Source organism: Streptomyces sp. NPDC034043 (genome assembly GCF_055575675.1).
Genome location: NZ_JBVISF010000016.1, coordinates 42,752 through 61,331 on the forward strand (window position 1 = coordinate 42,752; position 18,580 = coordinate 61,331).

Below are 18,580 nucleotides of genomic sequence, written 5' to 3' on the forward strand. Positions count from 1 at the left end.
GGTGCGGCCGCCGCCGCGGAGACGGCGTACCTGCCGCCGGTGCCGGCGCAGCAGCAGCCGCAGCACCAGCAGCCGCAGCACCAGCAGCAGCCCGCCGCCCCCGAGGGCTGGTTCCGCGACGAGCAGCAGCAGGCTCCCGCGCAGGGCGGCTGGGCCGACGCCGCCGCGCAGACGGCGTACCTGCCGCCCGTGCCGGCGCAGCACCAGCCGCAGCAGCACCAGCCCCAGCAGCAGCCCGCAGTCCCCGACGGCTGGTTCCGGGACGAGCAGCAGCAGCAGCCGCAGGCGCCGGCCGCGCCCTGGTCCGACGGCTCGGGCTCCGCCGCCGCAGCGGAGACGGCGTACCTTCCGCCGGTCCGTGAGTCCGCCGCCGCGGCCGAGCAGACGGCGTACCTCCCGCCGGTCCGTGAGTCCGCCGGTGCCGCCGAGCAGACGGCGTACCTCCCGCCGGTGCCGGCGCAGGGTGCCGTGCCCGACGGCTGGTTCCGGGACGAGCCCCAGGCCGCTCCCGCCCCCGGCTCCGCCGCCGAGCAGACCGCGTACCTCCCGCCGGTGCGGGAGCGGGGCGCCGCGTCCGGTGCCTGGCCCGCCGGGGCCTTCTCCGACGACGCCGCCGCCGCGCAGACGGCGTACCTGCCGCCCGTGCCGGCGGAGCCCGAGCCGGAGCCGGAGCCCCGGCCGCAGCCCGGGCCGTCCGCCGAGTACTCGCCGCCGACCCTCGGCGGCAACACCCTGCGCGCCGTCGATCCCGCCCAGGCCCGCGCCGAGGGCCGGTCGCCGATCATCGACCCGGGGCCGCAGTCGGCCATACTGACCGCCGCCCTGGGGCTCCTGATGGCCGGTGCCGCGGCGCTCGGCCAGTGGGCGCTGCTCGTTCCGCTGATCGCCCTCCAGGGGCTCACCGCGGCCGGCTGGTTCCGCCTCAACGGCATGTGGCCGGCCCGTCAGGGCATCGTCCTGGCCTTCGCGGGAGCCCTCGTCGCCGACGGCGCGGTGCTCGCGGTGGACCGTACGTACGGCCCCGGCGCGATCATCGGCACCCTCGGGGCCTGGGTGCTGCTGACGCTGGTGCTCCAGCTGCGCAGCCAGGCGGACCCGGACGAGCGGATGTACGGGCTGATGGCGTCGGTGGCCTCCGCCGCGCTGGCCATCGTGTGCGCGGGCTTCCTCGCGGCGGACCGGGAGCCGGTGACCACCGGTGCGGTCGCGGTCGCGGTCGCGGTGTTCGCGCGGGCCCTGCCGCTGCCCACCGCGCCGTCCGTCGGTGTGTCGCTGGCCGCGGCGGCCGGTGCGGGCATCGCGGTCGGCGGGCTGACCGGGCTCGGCGCAGGCGGGGCGCTGGTGGGCCTCGCGGCCGGGGTGTGCGCCCTGATCGGGCTGCGCGTGGCCGCGTACGACTACCCGTCCAAGTTCGTCCACATGACGGCCGGTGTCGCGCTGCCGCTGGCCGCGGCGGCTCCGGCCGTGTACCTCATGGGCCGGGTGGTCGGCTGACACCGGGGCCCGGGGAGTCCGGGGAGCCCCGCCGCTGATCCCGCCTTCACGGCCGGTCATGGTCCACTAGAACGCACGTACTGACTAGCAGGGGGAGGGGCACGTGCGTTTCCTACGTGTCGTGGTGATCATCGGCGTGGTGCTGGGAGGGCTGTTCGTGGGCGTCGACCGCTGGGCGGTCGGCTATGCCGAGGACCGGCTGGCCGACCGCGTCCAGGCCCAGCAGGGCCTCGCGGGGAGCGCCGAGGTGGAGATCCACGGCTTCCCCTTCCTGACCCAGGCGCTCAGCCACGACCTGGACCAGGTCGACCTGAAGGTGGCGGGCGTCGACGTCACCGCCGACGGCCGCAAGACGCGGCTCTCGGAGCTGAAGGCCTCGTTCCACGAGGTGAAGCTCAACGACGGCTACAGCGGCGGCACCGCCGCGCGGGCCGAGGGCACGGCCCTGATCACGTACGAGGACCTCACCAAGGCCTCGCAGAACGGTGTGGTCCTCACCTACGGCGGGGCGCCGAACAAGGTGAAGGTCACCGCGACCGTGGACTTCCTCGGCAGGACGGTCACCCGCAGCGTGGTGTCGACCGTCGCCCTGGTGGACTCCGGCAACTCCAAGGTCGTCCGGGTGCGCGCGGACTCCGTGCCGGGCGAGGGGATCCCGGGGATCGAGGGCGTCGTGCGCAAGCGGACCGACTTCGACCGCCGCATCGACGACGGCCTGCCGGCCGGGCTCAAGCTCGCGTCGCTGACCTCGGACGAGTCCGGCGTCCACCTCACGCTGAGCGGATCGGACGTGTCCCTGGCCGGATCGTGAGACGGCGTGGTCCGATCCGCAGGAGGACGGGCCGCACGAACAGCCCCGGAAGGCCGTACGACGGCCGTCCGGGGCTTTCTCATCCCGTCATGCGGACGATCCTGTCTCGGTATATGACACGCCGGTGACAGGGCGGCCCGTTCGTCCCTACGATCCATGGCTATGAAGCATCAGCAGGCGGACCTCACGAAGCGGCGGGCAGTAGACCTGTGTCGCGTCGCCGCCATGCTCTGTCGCTCCATGTGAGGTGTGAGCCTTCCGCTCCGCCGGCCGGACCGACGGCCCTTCATCCCGCGTGACCGCACCGCCGCGCACCAGCCTCCCGCCCCCCCTGACGCCTCCCCGCGCAGGGCCGGAGAGCCGCACCCGGAACGCCACGCACCAGCACAGCCCGCTCGCAGCAGCCCCAGCACGGCCCCGCCGCAACTGCCCCGGAGGAGAACACCATGAGCCGCAGCGACGTCCTCGTAGACGCCGACTGGGTCGAGGCCCACCTGAACGACGCCAACGTCGTGATCGTCGAGGTGGACGAGGACACGTCCGCGTACGACAAGAACCACATCACCAACGCCGTCCGGATCGACTGGAAGCAGGACCTCCAGGACCCGGTCCGCCGTGACTTCGTGGACCAGGAGGGCTTCGAGAAGCTCCTCTCCGCCAAGGGCATCTCCAACGACGACACCGTCGTCCTCTACGGCGGCAACAACAACTGGTTCGCGTCCTACGCCTACTGGTACTTCAAGCTCTACGGCCACCAGGACGTCCGCCTCCTCGACGGCGGCCGCAAGAAGTGGGAGCTCGACTCCCGCGACCTGGTCGACGGCAAGGACGTCCCGAACCGCCCGGCCACCCAGTACAAGGCCAAGCCGCAGGACACCTCGATCCGCGCCTTCCGCGACGACGTCGTCGCCGCGATCGGTTCCCTGAACCTGGTCGACGTCCGCTCGCCCGACGAGTTCTCCGGCAAGCTGCTCGCCCCGGCGCACCTCCCGCAGGAGCAGTCGCAGCGCCCCGGCCACGTGCCGAGCGCCCGCAACATCCCGTGGTCGAAGAACGCCAACGACGACGGCACCTTCAAGTCCGACGAGGAGCTGACCGCCCTCTACCAGGCCGAGCAGGTCGACCTGGCGAAGGACACCATCGCCTACTGCCGCATCGGCGAGCGCTCCGCGCTCACGTGGTTCGTGCTGCACGAGCTCCTGGGCCAGGAGAACGTCAAGAACTACGACGGCTCCTGGACCGAGTACGGCTCGCTCGTCGGCGTGCCGATCGAGCTCGGCCCCAACAAGTAATCCGGCCGGGCACGCGACGCCCGTCCCCGTAGCGGCAGAACTTCTCCAGGACAGGACAGAGAACATGTGTGGAGCACAGATCGGCGGGCCCGACCTCGCGACGCTGAAGCCCGGTGAGACCGCGATCCAGGGCCAGGTGACCAAGGACGGTGAGCCCATCAGCGGCTACGTCCGCCTGCTGGACTCGACCGGCGAGTTCACCGCCGAGGTCCCCACCTCCGCGACCGGGCAGTTCCGCTTCTACGCGGCCACGGGCTCCTGGACGCTGCGGGCGCTCGTCCCGGGTGCCCAGGCCGACCGCGCCGTCGTGGTCGCCGAGGCCGGCGGCGTGACGGACGTCGCCATCGCGGTCTGATACCCGGACCGACAGCCGAACCGGCCGAAGGGCCGCACCCCAGGGGGTTGGACGCCACTGGAACGGGGTGCGGTCCTTCGCGCCGTCCGCGTCCGGGCCTACGCTGGAAACATGTACGCGCGGCGCCGGCGGGCCTATTTCCTGCTGATGGGCGGATGCCTTTTCCTCTTCGTCTCCGCCTGGTCCTTCGTGCGCCTGTTCTCGGTCGAGGCGGCGGTGGCGCTGTGCGTGGTCGCCATGGTCATTCCGCCGGTCGCGGCGGTGGTGGCGAACCGGCGGGGGCCGGACGACCGCTGGTGGGACGACCCCTCGGGCGATCCCAAGTCCGACGAGTGGTGGGACGAACTGGACGGAAAACGGCGCCCGGGGGACTAGAACGCGCCTATATAAGAACGTAATAAAGATGCGTACAACGGGTCCCCGCACCAGGGTGTCTTGGATGTGCGCGGGCGAACGATCCCGCGGCTCCAGTCCTGTGGGGGACCCCATTTTGGAAATCGAAAACCGGGATCCGGGCATGCCGGAAATAAAGCCGGTTGACGCGGTAATTCCGCCCGTGCCCGTACCGCCCGGTTCCGTCCCGCGCCGCCGCGGGCGTACCTGGCCCCTGCTCGCCGCAGCCCTGGCACTGGGCGCGGCCGTCGGCACCGTCACGGGCTACGCGGTCCAGTACCACCGCCCGCCCACGCCCCTGCCGCCCCTGGCGCAGCAGAAGCTGGACTCCCCGAAGCCGCTGGCGCCGGACGACGCGACGACGGCGAAGACGATCAACGCCAACCGCTGGCACAAGACCGACGACGACCTCACGAAGCTCCTGATCGAGGCACCGGCCGGGGCGAAGGTCGAATCCGAGGGCTACGACACCCTCGACTCCTTCTCGGCGAGCTTCGAGAAGCCCGACTACGCCCTGCGGGGCTACGTCAAGGAGGGCTTCCGACGCCTTGCCACCCGTGTCTGGACGGAGGGCGACGTCTTGGTGAAGGTCCGGCTCATCCAGTTCCGCGACTTCTCCGGCGCGAACGAGTACCAGCTGACGCAGGCCTCGTACCTGCCGGACAAGAGCTACGCGGGCAACGACGGGGTGGCTATCCCCGGCGTCCCCGCCGAGATGGGACACGTCTGGGTCGCCTCGGAAGTCCACGCTGAGCCCGGATACCTCCCGTACAGGGAGGGCAGGGCCATCGCCCGCCGGGGAGACATCGTTCTGGACCTCAACTACTTCGACAAGCGTGGCCGCGCGATTCCCGAGGGTGTTGTCCTCGACCTGGCCAAGCGACAGCTGGAGCGACTGTGACCGAGCCGCAGACCGAGACGACGGCAGATCCACAGACCACCGCTGCGGCCGGGCCCGCGCCCGTGGCGGGCCGCCGGAAGAGGGTCGTCCTCATCGCCGGGACCCTGGCTGCCGCGCTTGTCGTGGGCGGCGGTATCTGGGCGTCCTCCGTCCTCGCGGACGCCGACCGGACCGCGCCGACCGCCTACTGGGCCGCGGACGACGGGAATCGACCCGAGGCCGAGAACCCCGCACCGGTGCCACCGAACGACCTCTCCGGCAAGCTGCTTCCGATTCCTCCCGAATTCAAGCTGGGGCCGGACCTCGCCGCCAGCGGGAACGACTTCTTCGTCTCCGGGGAGAAGGCGGTCGAAGGCTTCAAGGAAGCCCGCAAGGGACTGTCCAGCTCGGAGCGCAAGAAGCGCGACGACATGCTGGCCGACCTCAAGCTCAAGGGCCTGGCCGGCCGGACCTACGCCGCCACCAGCGGCAGCATGGTCGTGGAGATCCGCATCATGCAGGCCGACTCACGGGCCGTCGGAGCGTTCTCCGAGGTCTCCAAGAAGCTGCTCGACCTCACCGGTGACGACCGCGACGCGCCGAAGGTGGATGGCTACCCGGACGCCAAGTGCTCCCTGCTGGCCGTGGGCGAGGAGGAGGACCCGAAAATCGACTCGCTCTACTGCGTGGCCGTCCAGGGCGACGTGCTGGTCAACCTCCGCGCGTACGGGCCCAAGCGAGAAGGGTTCTCGAAGCTCGAGGCCACCGGATTCCTCAAGAACCAGCTGTCCCGCCTGAAGTCCCCCGGGGAGTCCGCGTGACCGAGCAGCACACCACCGCCGACCCCGTACCGGACGCCCCGCCGACCGACACCCCGGCGGACCCGGCCACGACGTCCCCCGCCGCCCCCCGCGACCGCCGAACCCCGCGCGCCGTGCTGCGCTGGACCGCCGCCGTCCTCGTCTTCGGCGTCGCCGGCGCGGGGACCGCGTACGGGATCACCCAGGCCGAGCGCACCGACGTGCCCGGACTGTCCACCCGGGACGACGGACGCTGGACCTACCCGGCCCTGGTCAAGCCCAGCCTGCCCCCCGGCGCGGCGCTGCCCTTCGCCGTCGACAACGAGGACGGCATCCACTTCGCCGGCCTCACCCAGCTGCTCCTCCCGGCCCCGCTCGGATCCACCCCGGACACCGGCCTGAAGCTGGAGAAGGACTCGACGGTCGGCGTGGACACCTTCCTGGAGGAGTACGAGGGCTCCGCGCGCGAGAAGATGAAGCAGGGGTTCACCGACAACGGGCTGCGCCAGATAGCGGGCCGCGGCTGGACCACACCGGACGGCACCCGCACCCGCATCTACCTGCTGCGTTTCCACGCGTCCGGGTTGGCGGACACCTTCACCGGCTGCGGCCCCGACATGACGCTGAACGGCGTCAACCGTATCCAGACCGACGACGCCTGGGGCAAGGCCCGCGTCGCCGAGGGAGCCCCCGACCCCACCGGCGTCACGGTCCTGGAGGAACCCGCTCCGTCCGGCGACGAGCAGATCAGGGTCGGGTGCGTCCAGTCGGGCGACATCCAGGCCGTGATCCTCCAGGCCCGCAAGGGCGCGGCGGGGGCCGTCCCGCTCCACCAGGCCGTGATCCTCCAGCAGCAGCTGCTGAGCTGAACCGGAGGGGGCCGGTACGGCCCACCTCACAGCGTGCGCCGGTCTCCGGGCCAGTAGGCTTGGGGACCGGCCCGTCCACCCGCACCGAAACCTCCGAGGAGCACCCCGTGCTTGAGGCAGTCTTCACCTCCCTGCTGGTCCTGGTCTGCGTCGGCGTACTCGCCTTCACCGTCCTGGCCGTCAAGAAGCTGTACCAGGGTCAGCGCTGAGCGTCCGCGCAGCCGACCGCACCGGAACCCCTCCCACAGATCGCCTGAGCAGCCAAACATGATCCAGATCCCGTCCGACCTGAACCCGGGCCTCGTCCCCCTCGCCTTCCTCCTCGGCAACTGGGAAGGCGCGGGCGTCTTCGACTTCCCCGGTGAGGAGAAGTGCAACTTCGGCCAGGAAGTCGTCTTCAGCCACGACGGCCGGGACTTCCTGGAGTACACCTCCCACACCTGGGTGCTCGACGGCGAGGGCAACAAGGTGCGCCCGCTGGAGTCCGAGTCGGGCTACTGGCGCATCGACAAGGACCGCAAGGTCGAGATCGTCATGGTGCGCGACCAGGGTGTCGTCGAGGTCTGGTACGGCGAGCTCGCCGACCAGAAGCCCCAGATCGACCTGGTCACCGACGCGGTGGCGCGTACGGCCGCGTCCGGCCCGTACAGCGGCGGCAAGCGCCTCTACGGCTACGTGAAGAGCGACCTCATGTGGGTCGGCGAGAAGGCCACCCCCGACGTCGAGCTGCGCCCCTACATGTCGGCCCAGCTCAAGAAGGTCGTCACCCCGGAGGAGATCGCCGACATGGCGCGCAACCTCCCGGAGCTCCCCGAGGACGGCATCGCCTTCTTCCGCTGAGCGACGCACCCGGCACGGGCAGAGGGAAAGGGGACCGCGGGCTGACCGCGGTCCCCTTTCCGCGCTTACACTGGCCGGGTGGTGACCACCGACTGGAAGAGTGACCTGCGGCAGCGCGGCTACCGGCTGACGCCGCAGCGCCAGCTCGTGCTCGAGGCGGTCGACGCCCTGGAGCACGCCAGCCCCGACGAGATCCTCGTGGAGGTCCGCAAGACCGCCTCCGGGGTGAACATCTCCACCGTCTACCGGACCCTGGAGCTCCTGGAGGAGCTCGGACTGGTCTCCCACGCCCACCTCGGCCACGGAGCCCCCACCTACCACCTCGCCGACCGGCACCACCACATCCACCTCGTCTGCCGCGAATGCACCGGCGTCATCGAGGCCGACGTGGACATCGCCGACGAGTTCACCGCGAAGCTGCGCGCCACCTTCGGGTTCGAGACCGACATGAAGCACTTCGCGATCTTCGGGCTGTGCAAGAAGTGCGCGGCGGCCGGGCGCCAGACGGGCACCGCGTAGCGGGGTCGTAGGCTGGTGGCATGACCAGCAGCCCCTTGCTCCATCTCCCCGGCGCCGTAGCGGCCGAAGGCATCGACGAGGGCGTCGCCGCCCACTACGGAGAGCTCTACGGCGAACAGCGCTCCCTCGCCGACGGCCGCGGCTTCGTCGACCTCTCCCACCGCGGGGTCGTCACCGTCACCGGAGCGGACCGGCTGAGCTGGCTGCACCTGCTGCTCACCCAGCACATGAGCGACCTGCCCGCCGGACGGGCCACCGAGGCGCTGATCCTCTCCGCCCACGGGCACATCGAGCACGCCCTCTACCTCGTCGACGACGGCGAGACGGTCTGGGCGCACGTGGAGCCCGGCACCCGGGAGGCGCTCCTCGGCTACCTGGAGTCGATGAAGTTCTTCTACCGCGTCGAGGTCGCCGACCGCACCGACGACTTCGCCGTCGTCCACCTCCCGGCCGGCTCGATCGCCGAGGTCGCCAAGGAGCACGTCGTACGCGAGACCGCGCACGGCCGTGACGTCTTCTTGCCCCGCGCCGAGCTGGAGGCCTTCGCCGCCGCCCACGGCCCCGCCGCCGGGCTCCTCGCCTACGAGGCCCTGCGCGTCGAGGCCCACCGGCCGCGCGTCGGCCTGGAGACCGACCACCGCACCATCCCGCACGAGCTGGGCTGGATCGGCACCGCCGTGCACCTGCAGAAGGGCTGCTACCGGGGCCAGGAGACCGTCGCCCGCGTCCACAACCTGGGCAAGCCCCCGCGCCGCCTGGTCTTCCTGCACCTGGACGGCTCCGAGGTGCTGCTCCCGGCGCACGGGACGCCGGTACGGCTCGCCTCGGACGGGGAGGACGGGCGTCAGCTCGGCTTCGTCACCACCGCCGTGCGCCACCACGAGCTCGGCCCGATCGCGCTCGCGCTGGTCAAGCGGAACGTTCCGGTCGACGCCCCGCTGCTGGCCGGGAACACGGCCGCCGCGCAGGAGGTCGTCGTAGCCCCGTAAGGGGTCCGGGGCCTGCCGGTCAGGTGCCGGTCAGGTGCCGCTCAGATGTCGATGACGAGGGTGAACGGGCCGTGGTTCGTCAGCGAGACCCGCATGTCCGCGCCGAACCGGCCCGTCGCCACCGTCGCGCCCAGCGCCCGCAGCCGTGCCACGACCTCGTCGACCAGCGGCTCCGCCACCGGTCCGGGCGCGGCCGCGTTCCACGTGGGGCGACGGCCCTTGCGCGCGTCCCCGTACAGCGTGAACTGGGAGATCACCAGCAGCGGCGCGTCCACGTCGCTGCAGGACTTCTCCCCCTCCAGGATCCGTACGGACCAGAGCTTGCGCGCCAGGAGCTCCGCCTTCTCCGGAGTGTCGTCGTGGGTCACCCCCACCAGTACGCACACGCCCTCGCCGACGATCTCGCCGACCGTCTCGCCGGCCACGACGACGCTCGCGCCGTCCACCCTCTGCACCACAGCTCGCATACCACCTGTGTACCAGCTGTGCACCCGTCCGGGGCCGATCGGGTGGACGGGGACTGCGTCCGCACCACGGAGAGTGGCACCATGCACGCAGGCGGTGCCACCAGCACCGGTCGAGGGGACGGATACGAACGTCATGAACACTTCTGGTACCTCCGCACCTGCACCCGAGTCACCCGCGTCTCTCGCGCCACTCGTGTCACCCGTGTCACCCGTGTCACACGCTCCGGCGCCCGCCGCGGGCCCCGCCGGGTGGCCTCCCGCGCAGCGCACCGGCGAGCCGCTGGGGCCGACCACCCCCGCCACCGCCCTCGGGCTGCCCGAGCTGCGCGCGCTGCGGCGCGACGCGCAGCGCGACGAGGCCGACCTGAGCTACGTACGCAGACTCCTGCAGGGCCGCATCGACATCCTGCGCGCCGAGCTCGCCCGCCGTACGGACCCCGAGGCGCCGGTGGTGGACCGGCTCTCGGAGATCCTCGCCGACGCCCCTTCCAGCCGCAGCGCCTCCGCCCGGCACGTCACCCTCGGCACCCCGCAGAGCGAGGAGTACCGGCTGCTGGCGGCGGAGATGCTGTCCGACGTGGAGCTCTCCGACCTGGAGGCGCGCACCGACGGCGAGCTGCACGACGCGATGGGCCGGCTGGTCCGCTACGAGCAGCAGGTCTCGCGGCGCCGGCAGCAGCTCCAGCGGATGGCGGACGACTCCAGCGCGGAGATCACCCGCCGCTACCGTGAGGGCGAGGCGCAGGTGGACGACCTGCTGGCGTAGCCGGGCGAGCGCGGGCCCGGAGCGGCACGGCGCGGGGCACGGCTCGGGCCGCGGCGCGGGGCACGGCTGAGGGCGTGGCCAGGGGCGCCGCTGGGGGCGTGGCTGGGGGCGCGGAGAAATTCGGGCGACCCGGCCGGTACCCGGCGGTTAGCGTGGCCGGTCATGAGCGCTGATGTGCGGCCGATCGCCGCCTCCGAACTCCCCGCCTGGCTCACCACGCTGAACACGGGCTTCCTGACGCCGGGCACCCCCACGGAATCCGATGTGGCCCAGCGCGCCGCGAACAGCGACCTGACGCGCGTACAGGGGGCCTTCGACAAGGAGACCGGGCGGTGCGTCGCCACCTTCCGCTCCTTCGCCCAGGAACTGACCGTGCCCGGCGGTGCCGCCGTCGGGTGCAGCGCGGTCTCGAACGTGGCCGTGCTGCCCACCCACCGCCGCAAGGGCCTGCTGACCCGCATGATGGAGGCCGAACTGGCCGCCTCCCAGGCGCGGGGCGACGTACTGTCCACCCTGATCGCCGCCGAGTACCCGATCTACGGGCGCTACGGGTACGGCGCCGCGACCGTCCACGCCGAATGGGAGGTCGACGTGGCGCGCACCGGCCTGGACCGCGGCCGTCCGGCGCCGGTCGACGGCGGCCGGATCGACCTGGTCGACGCCGCCGAGGTGCGGCGCGTGGGCCCCGCCCTGCACGAGCGGCTGCGGGCCTTCCGCCACGGCCTCGTCGACCGCGACGAGCGCTGGTGGAGCCTGACGACCGGCCTGGAGCAGATGTCCCACCGCCCGTACCGGGAGAAGATGTTCGCGGTGTACCGGGACGCGGACGGCGAGGTGGCGGGGCTCGCCGCCTACCAGGCCGACGACCACTGGACCGACGCCAAGACCCCGCTGAACACCGTCCAGGTGCGGGACTTCCTCGCGCTCACCCCGCAGGCCGAGCGGGCGCTGTGGCACTTCCTGTGCTCCATCGACTGGGTGCTGAAGGTCCGCAGCGGCAACCGCGCCCCCGACGACCTGCTGCCGGAGCTGCTGCCCGACGCGCGTGCGGCCCGGCCGGTGTCGGCCGCCGACTTCCTGTGGGTGCGGGTGCTGGACGTCGTACGGGCGCTGGGCGCGCGGACGTACGCCGTGCCCGGGGTGCTCGTCCTGGACGTCGAGGACGCCACCGGTCCGGCGGGCGGCCGCTACCGGCTGGACGCGGGCGCCGGCACGTGCACCCGTACCGGGGAGCCGGCCGGCCTGCGGCTCGACGTGTCCGCGCTGGGCTCCCTCTACCTGGGCGACGCGTCGGCGGTGCGGCTGGCCGCGCTGGGCCGGGTCGCGGAGCAGCGGCCGGGCGCGGTCGTGCTCGCCGACGCGGTATTCCGGACCGCCCGCCGGCCGTGGTGCCCGGACGTCTTCTGAGGCCTATCGTCACCACCGGCCCCGGATGCCGGTGCCGTGCAGAACAAGAGGATTGAGCTACGTGACATCGATCGTGGAACGGCTGCGCGCCGCGGGCTGCGTCTTCGCGGAGGAGGAGGCCGGCCTGCTGGCCGCCGCCGCCACTGACGACGTCCACCTGGCGGGCATGGTGGCCCGCCGGGTGGACGGCGAACCCCTGGAGCACGTCGTCGGCTGGGCGGAGTTCTGCGGGCTGCGCGTGGAAGTGGGCGCGGGGGCCTTCGTACCGCGCAGGCGTACGGAGTTCCTGGTGCAGGAGGCGGTGGAGCTGGCCCGGCCCGGCGCGGTCGTGCTGGACCTGTGCTGCGGGGTCGGTGCCCTCGGCGCGGCGGTGGCGGCCCAGGTCCCGGGCGGGGTCGAGCTGCACGTGGCCGACATCGATCCGGCGGCGCTGGCGTACGCGCGGCGCAACGTGGCCCCGTACGGGGGCTCGGTGTGGGAGGGCGACCTGTACGGGGCGCTCCCGGCGGAGCTGCGGGGGCGGGTGGACGTGCTGGTGGTCAACGCCCCGTACGTGCCGACGGGGGAGATCGGGCTGATGCCGCCCGAGGCCCGCGACCACGAGCCGCTCGTTTCCCTCGACGGGGGTTCGGACGGCCTGGACGTCCACCGCCGGGTCGCGGCGGAGGCCTCGCGGTGGCTGGCGCCGGGCGGTCACCTCCTGATCGAGACGAGCGTCCGGCAGGCCCCGCTGACGGCGTCCGCGCTGACCGGGGGCGGCCTGGAGGTGCGGGCGGTCACCTCGGAGGAGCTGTACGCGACGGCCGTCATCGGCCGCGCGCCGGCGCCGGCTCCGGCCGCCTGATGCCCGGCCCGCCCGGTGCGGCCGACGACGCGGTCCGGGAAGCCCGGACGCGGCCGGCCGCACCGACGCGGGCGAGGACGGGGCCTCGGCGGCAGGCCTGACGGCGGTGGTCCCGCGCGTCCGCCTCAGCCCTGCTCTCCGGGGGTGCCCCCGGCACGGGCCGGCACGGCCGTCCGGCCGAGGAGTTCGGCGACGCGGATGAACCCGTCGCCGCCGTGGCCGTGGCCGATGGCCCGGCGGGCCAGGCCCTCGGTGGCGCGCATCAGGCCCGCGTCGATGCCGTGCGCCTCGGAGGTGTGGATGATGTGGGCCATGGACGAGGCCGCCGAGGTCAGCGGGTTGAGCTCGCCGGAGTAGCCGCCGCTGTCCACGTCCGCGGCGAACTCCGCGAAGAGCGGCGGCAGGATCGCGCCGATGCCCTGGGCGAACGGGGCCAGTTCCCCGGCGCTCACGCCCTCGGCCTTCGCCACCGCCAGGGCGTGGGCGTAGCCCGCCATCGCCGTCCAGAAGATGTCGAGCAGGGCGATGTCGTACGCCGCCGCCCGGCCGATGTCCTCCCCGAGGTGGGTGTGGGTCCCGCCGAGGGCCTCCAGCACGGGCCGGTGCTCGCGGTAGAGGTCCTCGGGGCCGCTGTGGATGAACACCGCGTCCGGTGAGCCGATGGTGGTGGCCGGGGTCATGATGGCGCCGTCGAGGTAGCGGATGCCGTGCGCGGCCGCCCAGGCGCCGGTCTCGCGGGCGCGGTCCGGGGTGTCGGCGGTGAGGTTGACGACGGTGCGCCCCTTGAGCGCGGCGGTGACGTCGTCGGGCCGCAGGACGGCGTCGGCGGCCTCGTAGTTGACCACGCAGACCACGGTGAGGCCGCTCGCCGCGACCGCTTCCGCGGCGGACCGGGCGGCGGTCGCACCCCGCGCGACGAGGTCCCGGTCACGGCCGGGGGTGCGGTTCCAGACGGTGGTGCGCAGACCGGCGTCCAGGAAGGCGCCCGCGAGGGCCCGGCCCATCGGGCCGAGGCCCAGTACGGTGACGGTGGGCTGGTGGGTGGACGAAGACATGGCTCAACTCCCGTGAAAACATGACTGGTACGTGTAAGAGACCGCGCTGAGGACGCGCAGGTCAGCGCAAACGGCGCAGGGAAGGGCAGGGGAATGACGCGCAGCCGCGCCCAGGATCCGGACGTCTGCGGAGTGACCGCCGCGATCGCCGTGATCGACGGCAAGTGGAAGACGGCCCTGCTCTGGCTGCTGGAGGACGGCCCCCAGCGTCCGGGTGAACTGCGGCGCCGGCTGCCGGGGCTCAGCGAGAAGGTGCTGACCCAGGCGCTCCGCGAGATGGAGACCGACGGGATCGTGCACCGCGAGGTGCACGACGTACTGCCGTTGAAGACCGAGTACTCCCTGACCGGCTTCGGCCGGGAACTCGCCGAGGCGGTGGCGACCCTGTCCGACTGGGGGCATCGGCGGCTGGAGAGGCTCGCCGCTGCCCGCGCGGCTTCCTGAACCCCTTCCTTCCCGGCCGCCCCACCAGCTTCGCGCGGCGGCCGCGCTCGGCCAAGTACCCACAAAAAAGTGGGTACCTGGCGGGTGCTCAGCCGAGGGCGAGCGGGAGCCGCGCGCCCAGCTCCCCCAGGGCGGCCGCCTCGGCGGCGGTGGGGGAGCGCCGGCCGGTGCCGACGAGCAGGGCGTCCTCGTCGGAGAACGACGCCGGGAAGGGCGCCCCGGCGATCCGCTCCAGCAGCGCCCGCGAAGCGGCGAGGCCCTCGGCGGGCGGGCGCGGCGCGTGCGGGAGGTGCGCGACCAGGTCGAGGTGGTGCAGCGTCCACTCCAGGACGTACGCGGACAGGTAGTTCCCGGCGGTGAGCACCTGGTCGCGGGTGGAGACCCGGGCGGAGGGGTCGGCGAGGGCGGCGGCGCGGCCGGCGGCGGAACCGACGTCGTCCAGGTGGAACGCGAGCAGCCACCGTTCCCCGTACGCGGCGGCCAGCCGCACGGTCAGCGCGTCCAGCGGGTCCTCCCCGTCCGGGACCGCGCCGACCTCCCAGTAACCCGCCGCGTCCCGGGTGGGCTCGGCGTCGGCGGGGGTGGCGAGGGTGATCAGGACGTCCTGGGCGTCGATGACGAGGTGGCACACGAGATCCCGCACGAGCCACCCCCGGCAGCCGGAGGGCCGCGCGAAGTCCTCGTCGGAGAGCCCGGCGACGGCGGCGCGCAGCGCGGCCCACGACGGTGAGAAGAGGTCCACGCCCGCAAGCTAGCACCGGCCGGGCGCCCCCGGGGATAGTAGTGGGAGCTATTGCTAGCAAGCGCTTGCAATAGTTAGCAGGGTGCGGCAGGATCGGAACATGGCATCGCTCAACGTCGGAAACCTCGGCGAATACCTCCGCGAGCAGCGGCGGCAGGCCCAGCTCTCGCTGCGGCAGCTCGCCGACGCGGCGGGGGTGTCGAATCCGTACCTGAGCCAGATCGAGCGCGGGCTGCGCAAGCCGAGCGCGGACATCCTCCAGCAACTGGCCAAGGCGCTGAGGATCTCCGCCGAGACGCTGTACGTGCAGGCCGGGATGCTCGACGAGCGGGACCGGGACGAGGTGGAGACGCGCGCCGTCATCCTCTCCGACCCGTCGATCAACGAGCGGCAGAAGCAGGTGCTGCTCCAGATCTACGACGCGTTCCGCAAGGAGAACGCGCTGGAGGCCGAAGAGGCTCCCGGCGAGGGCGCCGGCGACGACGCCGCGATGCCCCCTACGAATTGACTGTGATCCGGGAGGACCCGCACATGGCCATCGCCGATGACCTGAAGAAGACCCTCACCGACCCCACCCCCCTCTACTTCGCCGCCGGCACGGCCGACCTCGCCGTCCAGCAGGCCAAGAAGGTGCCCGCGCTCATCGAGCAGCTGCGCGCCGAGGCCCCGGCGCGCATCGAGGCCGTGAAGAACACCGACCCGAAGGCCGTGCAGGAGGCCGTCACCGCCAAGGTCACCGAGGTGTTCGGCTCGATCGACCCGAAGAAGCTCGGCGAGACCGCCCAGGACCTCGCCCTGCGCGGCGTCGGCGTGGCCGCCGAGTACGCCGTCCGGGCGAAGGAGACCTACGACAAGGTCGCCGAGCACGGCGAGCAGACCGTACGGGCCTGGCGCGGCGAGGTCGCCGACGAGATCGTGGACATCGCCGGGGCCGTGGAGCCCGAGCCCGCGCGCGAACCCGCCCCGGCGGAAGCCGCCGCGGAGGCCCCGGCGGAAGCCGCCGCGGAGGCCGACGCGGAGGAGAAGCCCGCGGCGAAGAAGCCCGCCGCGCGCCGCGGCACGGCCAAGAAGGCCGCCGCCGGGACCGGCGAAGAGGCCTGAACGAGCGGAACGCGGGCCGGGCACCCGGCGGGTGCCCGGTTCGTTGCCGTTCGGGAAGACGGCTCCGGCGGTAGCGTGGAGTCACTGGTGCCGGATGTGAGAAGGCGGTCGCGACATGCTGATGCAGGGGTTCGATAACGGGGTGCTCCCGTTGCTCGGCTACGCCATGCTGGCGCTGGCCGTCGTGGCCTTCGTGATGGCGCTGCTGGCGCGCGAGGACGCGTACCGGGCCGCCGACAAGCAGACGAAGACCTTCTGGCTGGTCATCCTCGGGGTGACCGTCCTGGTGGACTTCTTCCTCGGGATGCTGTTCCTGCAGATCGCGGGCCTGGTGGCGAGCATCGTGTTCCTCGTCGACGTGCGCCCCGCCCTCAAGCAGGTCTCGGGCGGCGGCCCGCGCCGCGGAGGCAGCAGCAGCGACGGCCCGTACGGGCCGTACAACGGCGGCCGCTGAACCCGTACCGGCGCGTCGCGCCGGTCGCAGTACGGCGCGGTACGTCGCGGTACTAGGTCGCCGCGCGGGAGAGCAGGACCACGGCGACGTCGTCGGTGAGCTCGCCGCCGTTGAGGCGGCGGGCCTCCGTGACGGACGCCTCCAGCAGCGCCTCGCCGCTCAGCCCGCGCTCGATGTGCCGGTTGATCATGTCGACCATGCCGTCCTGCCCGAGGCGCTCGCGGCCGTCGCCGACGCGTCCCTCGATGAGGCCGTCGGTGTAGAGCATCAGGCTCCAGCTGCCGCCCAGGTCGACCTGGCGGCGCGGCCAGCGGGCCCGGGGGAGCAGACCGAGCGCCGGGCCGCTGTTCTCGTACGGGAGCAGCCGCGCGGGCGCGCCCGGCCTCGATATCAGCGGCGCCGGATGCCCGGCCAGGCACAGGCCCGCCCGCCGGCCGTCCGGGGAGATGTCCACCGTGCACAGCGTCGCGAAGATCTCCTCGCAGGGCCGCTCCACCTCCAGGACCTCCTGGAGCGTGGCGAGCAGGTCGTCCCCGCACAGCCCGGCCAGGGTCAGCGCGCGCCAGGCGATGCGCAGCTCGACGCCGAGGGCCGCCTCGTCGGGGCCGTGGCCGCAGACGTCGCCGATCATGGCGTGGACGGTGCCGTCGGGGGTGCGGACGGTGTCGTAGAAGTCGCCGCCCAGCAGGGCCCGGCTGCGGCCCGGGCGGTAGCGGGCGGCGAAGCGGAGGTCGGAGCCCTCCAGGAGGGGCGTGGGGAGCAGGCCGCGTTCGAGGCGGGCGTTCTCCTGGGCGCGCAGTTTCGATTCTGCGAGCTTGTACTGGGCGATGTCGGCCCGCTTTCTCTCCACGGCGTAGCGGATGGCGCGGCTCAGCAGCCGTCCGTCGAGCTCGTCGCGGTAGAGGAAGTCCTGCGCGCCGACGCGCACGGCCTCGGCGGCGCGGTCGGCGTCGGCCTCGCCGGTGAGGACGAGGACGGCGTGGCCGGGGGCGATACGGAGCACCTCGCGCAGGGCGCCGAGGCCGTCCTCGCCGGGGCCGGGCAGGGCCAGGTCGAGCAGGACGCAGTGCACGTCGGGGGTGAGCAGCCGCGCGGCCTCGGTGAGGTTGCGGGCGCTGCGGATCCGGATCCGGTGGCCGTCGGCGTCGAGGATCTCGGGGACGGTGAGACCGCCTGCGGGGTCGTCCTCCACCACCAGCAGCGTCAGTGACGACTGGGCGGCGGGGCCGCTGTCCGTGGCGGGGATGTCCCTCTGCCGCGGTACGGGTACGGGCATGGTCTCCGGTTCCTTGCCTCCCCCCGAGGGTGCGCTCATGCGGCTGACCCTAGCGGGCGGGTACGGGCGAGCGGAATGGGAGCGGGGGAGGGCCGCCGTCATATGCCCCTATCGCGGGGGAAAACCGCGCGGCGGGGATGACCAACGTCACGAACCCGCCGCCCCCCGTCCCACCCCCCGGAACCCCGCCCCTCACGTTCCGCGGCCACCGCTGTACGCACGGCCCCGCCGAGGCCCGGCCCGGCGTCGGACGGCCCCCGCGCGTGGGGCCGGGCCCGCACCCGACGGTTCGCGCGCGTGGCGGGGGGCCGGTCCGGGCCGAGGCCCGGGGGAGGTTCCGCGCCGCGAGCCCTGCCGGGGCCGCGTCGGCGTGTGCGGGGGCCGCCCGCCATCGGCCCGCGCCGGCGACTGTGCCACTCCCCGCGTCGGCGCCCGTCCCCGTGCCGGCGCTCGCGTCTGCCTCGGAGCCCGCGTCCGAGACTGCGCCCGTCCCCGCCTCGGAGCCCGCGTACGCGTCGGCGTCCGTCCCCGGGCGACCGGGCCCCGGCCCACGGCCCGCTACAGCGCCCGTCCCCGTCGGGGCCAGCGCCCGCTCGCGCGTGGCGGGGGCCCGCCGGGCCCGGCGGGAGATCGCGCGCCGCCACCGCGCCCGCGCCTCGGACGCGAGACTCGGCCGGGGCCGCGCCGGCACGGACGCCAGGGTTCGCCGGCTTGCCATCGGGCCGCCCCCGCGTCGCCACCCGCACCTGGGGGGAGGTCAGGGCCGAGCCCCGGACTCGGGG

23 protein-coding genes are annotated in these 18,580 nt (G+C 73.3%); 19 read left to right on the plus strand and 4 right to left on the minus strand.

Going from position 1 to position 18,580, the window contains the following annotated elements; translation table 11 throughout:
- The first annotated feature begins 39 nt into the window (after window positions 1–39).
- The 12 genes from ACZ51S_RS29400 (at window position 40) to ygfZ (ending at window position 9,242) form a co-directional block, all read left to right on the plus strand.
- On the plus strand, window positions 40–1,494 hold the full coding sequence (locus tag ACZ51S_RS29400) for a hypothetical protein (protein ID WP_468962502.1): 1,455 nt from the start codon (window positions 40–42) through the stop codon (window positions 1,492–1,494).
- Between the two features lie 103 nt (window positions 1,495–1,597).
- On the plus strand, window positions 1,598–2,305 hold the full coding sequence (locus ACZ51S_RS29405; protein WP_468479221.1) for an LmeA family phospholipid-binding protein: 708 nt from the start codon (window positions 1,598–1,600) through the stop codon (window positions 2,303–2,305).
- 162 nt (window positions 2,306–2,467) lie between these two features.
- Entirely contained in the window at window positions 2,468–2,551 is an 84-nt protein-coding gene (locus ACZ51S_RS29410; protein WP_350206375.1) for a putative leader peptide, read from the plus strand.
- Window positions 2,552–2,751: 200 nt separating this feature from the next.
- Window positions 2,752–3,597 (plus strand): sulfurtransferase, encoded by an 846-nt coding sequence (locus ACZ51S_RS29415; RefSeq protein WP_388942538.1) that lies wholly within the window; start codon window positions 2,752–2,754, stop codon window positions 3,595–3,597.
- 64 nt (window positions 3,598–3,661) lie between these two features.
- Window positions 3,662–3,952, plus strand: coding sequence for a DUF1416 domain-containing protein (locus ACZ51S_RS29420; RefSeq protein WP_007265476.1), 291 nt, complete (start codon window positions 3,662–3,664; stop codon window positions 3,950–3,952).
- A gap of 111 nt (window positions 3,953–4,063) precedes the next feature.
- Window positions 4,064–4,327 (plus strand): DUF3099 domain-containing protein, encoded by a 264-nt coding sequence (locus ACZ51S_RS29425; RefSeq protein WP_468479219.1) that lies wholly within the window; start codon window positions 4,064–4,066, stop codon window positions 4,325–4,327.
- A gap of 142 nt (window positions 4,328–4,469) precedes the next feature.
- A complete protein-coding gene (locus ACZ51S_RS29430; RefSeq protein WP_468962462.1) occupies window positions 4,470–5,246 on the plus strand; it encodes a hypothetical protein in 777 nt (258 codons plus the stop codon).
- A complete protein-coding gene (locus tag ACZ51S_RS29435) occupies window positions 5,243–6,046 on the plus strand; it encodes a hypothetical protein (RefSeq protein WP_468804212.1) in 804 nt (267 codons plus the stop codon). Before ACZ51S_RS29430 ends, ACZ51S_RS29435 begins: the two co-directional genes overlap by 4 nt.
- On the plus strand, window positions 6,043–6,894 hold the full coding sequence (locus ACZ51S_RS29440; RefSeq protein WP_468804214.1) for a hypothetical protein: 852 nt from the start codon (window positions 6,043–6,045) through the stop codon (window positions 6,892–6,894). Before ACZ51S_RS29435 ends, ACZ51S_RS29440 begins: the two co-directional genes overlap by 4 nt.
- A gap of 267 nt (window positions 6,895–7,161) precedes the next feature.
- Window positions 7,162–7,734 carry a heme-binding beta-barrel domain-containing protein gene (locus ACZ51S_RS29445; RefSeq protein WP_388942522.1) on the plus strand — a complete coding sequence of 191 codons (573 nt, stop codon included), beginning with the start codon at window positions 7,162–7,164 and terminating at the stop codon, window positions 7,732–7,734.
- A 78-nt stretch (window positions 7,735–7,812) separates the two neighbouring features.
- Window positions 7,813–8,253, plus strand: coding sequence for a Fur family transcriptional regulator (locus tag ACZ51S_RS29450; protein ID WP_468479215.1), 441 nt, complete (start codon window positions 7,813–7,815; stop codon window positions 8,251–8,253).
- Window positions 8,254–8,273: 20 nt separating this feature from the next.
- Window positions 8,274–9,242: a CAF17-like 4Fe-4S cluster assembly/insertion protein YgfZ gene (gene ygfZ / locus ACZ51S_RS29455; RefSeq protein WP_388942516.1), complete on the plus strand. Its 969-nt coding sequence runs from the start codon at window positions 8,274–8,276 to the stop codon at window positions 9,240–9,242.
- Between the two features lie 41 nt (window positions 9,243–9,283).
- On the opposite strand, the gene dtd is transcribed toward ygfZ, so the two are convergent.
- Window positions 9,284–9,709: a D-aminoacyl-tRNA deacylase gene (gene dtd / locus ACZ51S_RS29460; RefSeq protein ID WP_388942513.1), complete on the minus strand. Its 426-nt coding sequence runs from the start codon at window positions 9,707–9,709 to the stop codon at window positions 9,284–9,286.
- A gap of 133 nt (window positions 9,710–9,842) precedes the next feature.
- On the opposite strand from dtd, the gene ACZ51S_RS29465 reads away from it, so the two are divergent.
- The 3 genes from ACZ51S_RS29465 (at window position 9,843) to ACZ51S_RS29475 (ending at window position 12,726) form a co-directional block, all read left to right on the plus strand.
- On the plus strand, window positions 9,843–10,475 hold the full coding sequence (locus ACZ51S_RS29465) for an RsiG family protein (protein WP_468962464.1): 633 nt from the start codon (window positions 9,843–9,845) through the stop codon (window positions 10,473–10,475).
- Between the two features lie 162 nt (window positions 10,476–10,637).
- The gene (locus ACZ51S_RS29470) at window positions 10,638–11,882 is read left to right on the plus strand and encodes a GNAT family N-acetyltransferase (RefSeq protein ID WP_468962466.1); all 1,245 of its coding nucleotides are present in this window, start codon (window positions 10,638–10,640) and stop codon (window positions 11,880–11,882) included.
- Between the two features lie 25 nt (window positions 11,883–11,907).
- The gene (locus ACZ51S_RS29475) at window positions 11,908–12,726 is read left to right on the plus strand and encodes a putative protein N(5)-glutamine methyltransferase (protein WP_468479212.1); all 819 of its coding nucleotides are present in this window, start codon (window positions 11,908–11,910) and stop codon (window positions 12,724–12,726) included.
- A 125-nt stretch (window positions 12,727–12,851) separates the two neighbouring features.
- Here the strand turns inward: ACZ51S_RS29475 and ACZ51S_RS29480 are convergent, their stop codons facing one another.
- Window positions 12,852–13,781, minus strand: a complete 930-nt coding sequence (locus ACZ51S_RS29480) for an NAD(P)-dependent oxidoreductase (RefSeq protein WP_468804222.1) — start codon at window positions 13,779–13,781, stop codon at window positions 12,852–12,854.
- 93 nt (window positions 13,782–13,874) lie between these two features.
- Here ACZ51S_RS29480 and ACZ51S_RS29485 point away from each other — a divergent pair, with 93 nt between their 5' ends.
- Window positions 13,875–14,225 (plus strand): winged helix-turn-helix transcriptional regulator, encoded by a 351-nt coding sequence (locus tag ACZ51S_RS29485; protein ID WP_468479210.1) that lies wholly within the window; start codon window positions 13,875–13,877, stop codon window positions 14,223–14,225.
- An 88-nt stretch (window positions 14,226–14,313) separates the two neighbouring features.
- Here ACZ51S_RS29485 and ACZ51S_RS29490 read toward each other — a convergent pair whose 3' ends face one another.
- A complete protein-coding gene (locus tag ACZ51S_RS29490) occupies window positions 14,314–14,967 on the minus strand; it encodes a maleylpyruvate isomerase N-terminal domain-containing protein (protein WP_468962469.1) in 654 nt (217 codons plus the stop codon).
- A gap of 100 nt (window positions 14,968–15,067) precedes the next feature.
- On the opposite strand from ACZ51S_RS29490, the gene ACZ51S_RS29495 reads away from it, so the two are divergent.
- The 3 genes from ACZ51S_RS29495 (at window position 15,068) to ACZ51S_RS29505 (ending at window position 16,522) form a co-directional block, all read left to right on the plus strand.
- On the plus strand, window positions 15,068–15,475 hold the full coding sequence (locus ACZ51S_RS29495; protein ID WP_468479208.1) for a helix-turn-helix domain-containing protein: 408 nt from the start codon (window positions 15,068–15,070) through the stop codon (window positions 15,473–15,475).
- A 23-nt stretch (window positions 15,476–15,498) separates the two neighbouring features.
- On the plus strand, window positions 15,499–16,068 hold the full coding sequence (locus ACZ51S_RS29500) for a hypothetical protein (RefSeq protein ID WP_468479207.1): 570 nt from the start codon (window positions 15,499–15,501) through the stop codon (window positions 16,066–16,068).
- A 115-nt stretch (window positions 16,069–16,183) separates the two neighbouring features.
- A complete protein-coding gene (locus tag ACZ51S_RS29505; protein ID WP_388942480.1) occupies window positions 16,184–16,522 on the plus strand; it encodes a DUF2516 family protein in 339 nt (112 codons plus the stop codon).
- A 52-nt stretch (window positions 16,523–16,574) separates the two neighbouring features.
- Here ACZ51S_RS29505 and ACZ51S_RS29510 read toward each other — a convergent pair whose 3' ends face one another.
- Complete coding sequence (locus tag ACZ51S_RS29510) at window positions 16,575–17,837, minus strand: PP2C family protein-serine/threonine phosphatase (RefSeq protein ID WP_468479206.1); 1,263 nt, start codon at window positions 17,835–17,837, stop codon at window positions 16,575–16,577.
- Window positions 17,838–18,580 lie beyond the last annotated feature (743 nt).

Coding starts and splice junctions, on each gene's coding strand:
- ACZ51S_RS29410 (WP_350206375.1), top strand. CDS start 2,468: ATGAAGCATCAGCAGGCGGACCTCACGAAGCGGCGGGCAGTAGACCTG.
- ACZ51S_RS29415 (WP_388942538.1), top strand. CDS start 2,752: ATGAGCCGCAGCGACGTCCTCGTAGACGCCGACTGGGTCGAGGCCCAC.
- ACZ51S_RS29420 (WP_007265476.1), top strand. CDS start 3,662: ATGTGTGGAGCACAGATCGGCGGGCCCGACCTCGCGACGCTGAAGCCC.
- ACZ51S_RS29425 (WP_468479219.1), top strand. CDS start 4,064: ATGTACGCGCGGCGCCGGCGGGCCTATTTCCTGCTGATGGGCGGATGC.
- ACZ51S_RS29430 (WP_468962462.1), top strand. CDS start 4,470: ATGCCGGAAATAAAGCCGGTTGACGCGGTAATTCCGCCCGTGCCCGTA.
- ACZ51S_RS29445 (WP_388942522.1), top strand. CDS start 7,162: ATGATCCAGATCCCGTCCGACCTGAACCCGGGCCTCGTCCCCCTCGCC.
- ygfZ (WP_388942516.1), top strand. CDS start 8,274: ATGACCAGCAGCCCCTTGCTCCATCTCCCCGGCGCCGTAGCGGCCGAA.
- dtd (WP_388942513.1), bottom strand. CDS start 9,709: ATGCGAGCTGTGGTGCAGAGGGTGGACGGCGCGAGCGTCGTCGTGGCC.
- ACZ51S_RS29465 (WP_468962464.1), top strand. CDS start 9,843: ATGAACACTTCTGGTACCTCCGCACCTGCACCCGAGTCACCCGCGTCT.
- ACZ51S_RS29470 (WP_468962466.1), top strand. CDS start 10,638: ATGAGCGCTGATGTGCGGCCGATCGCCGCCTCCGAACTCCCCGCCTGG.
- ACZ51S_RS29475 (WP_468479212.1), top strand. CDS start 11,908: ATGCCGGTGCCGTGCAGAACAAGAGGATTGAGCTACGTGACATCGATC.
- ACZ51S_RS29480 (WP_468804222.1), bottom strand. CDS start 13,781: ATGTCTTCGTCCACCCACCAGCCCACCGTCACCGTACTGGGCCTCGGC.
- ACZ51S_RS29485 (WP_468479210.1), top strand. CDS start 13,875: ATGACGCGCAGCCGCGCCCAGGATCCGGACGTCTGCGGAGTGACCGCC.
- ACZ51S_RS29495 (WP_468479208.1), top strand. CDS start 15,068: ATGGCATCGCTCAACGTCGGAAACCTCGGCGAATACCTCCGCGAGCAG.
- ACZ51S_RS29500 (WP_468479207.1), top strand. CDS start 15,499: ATGGCCATCGCCGATGACCTGAAGAAGACCCTCACCGACCCCACCCCC.
- ACZ51S_RS29505 (WP_388942480.1), top strand. CDS start 16,184: ATGCTGATGCAGGGGTTCGATAACGGGGTGCTCCCGTTGCTCGGCTAC.
- ACZ51S_RS29510 (WP_468479206.1), bottom strand. CDS start 17,837: ATGAGCGCACCCTCGGGGGGAGGCAAGGAACCGGAGACCATGCCCGTA.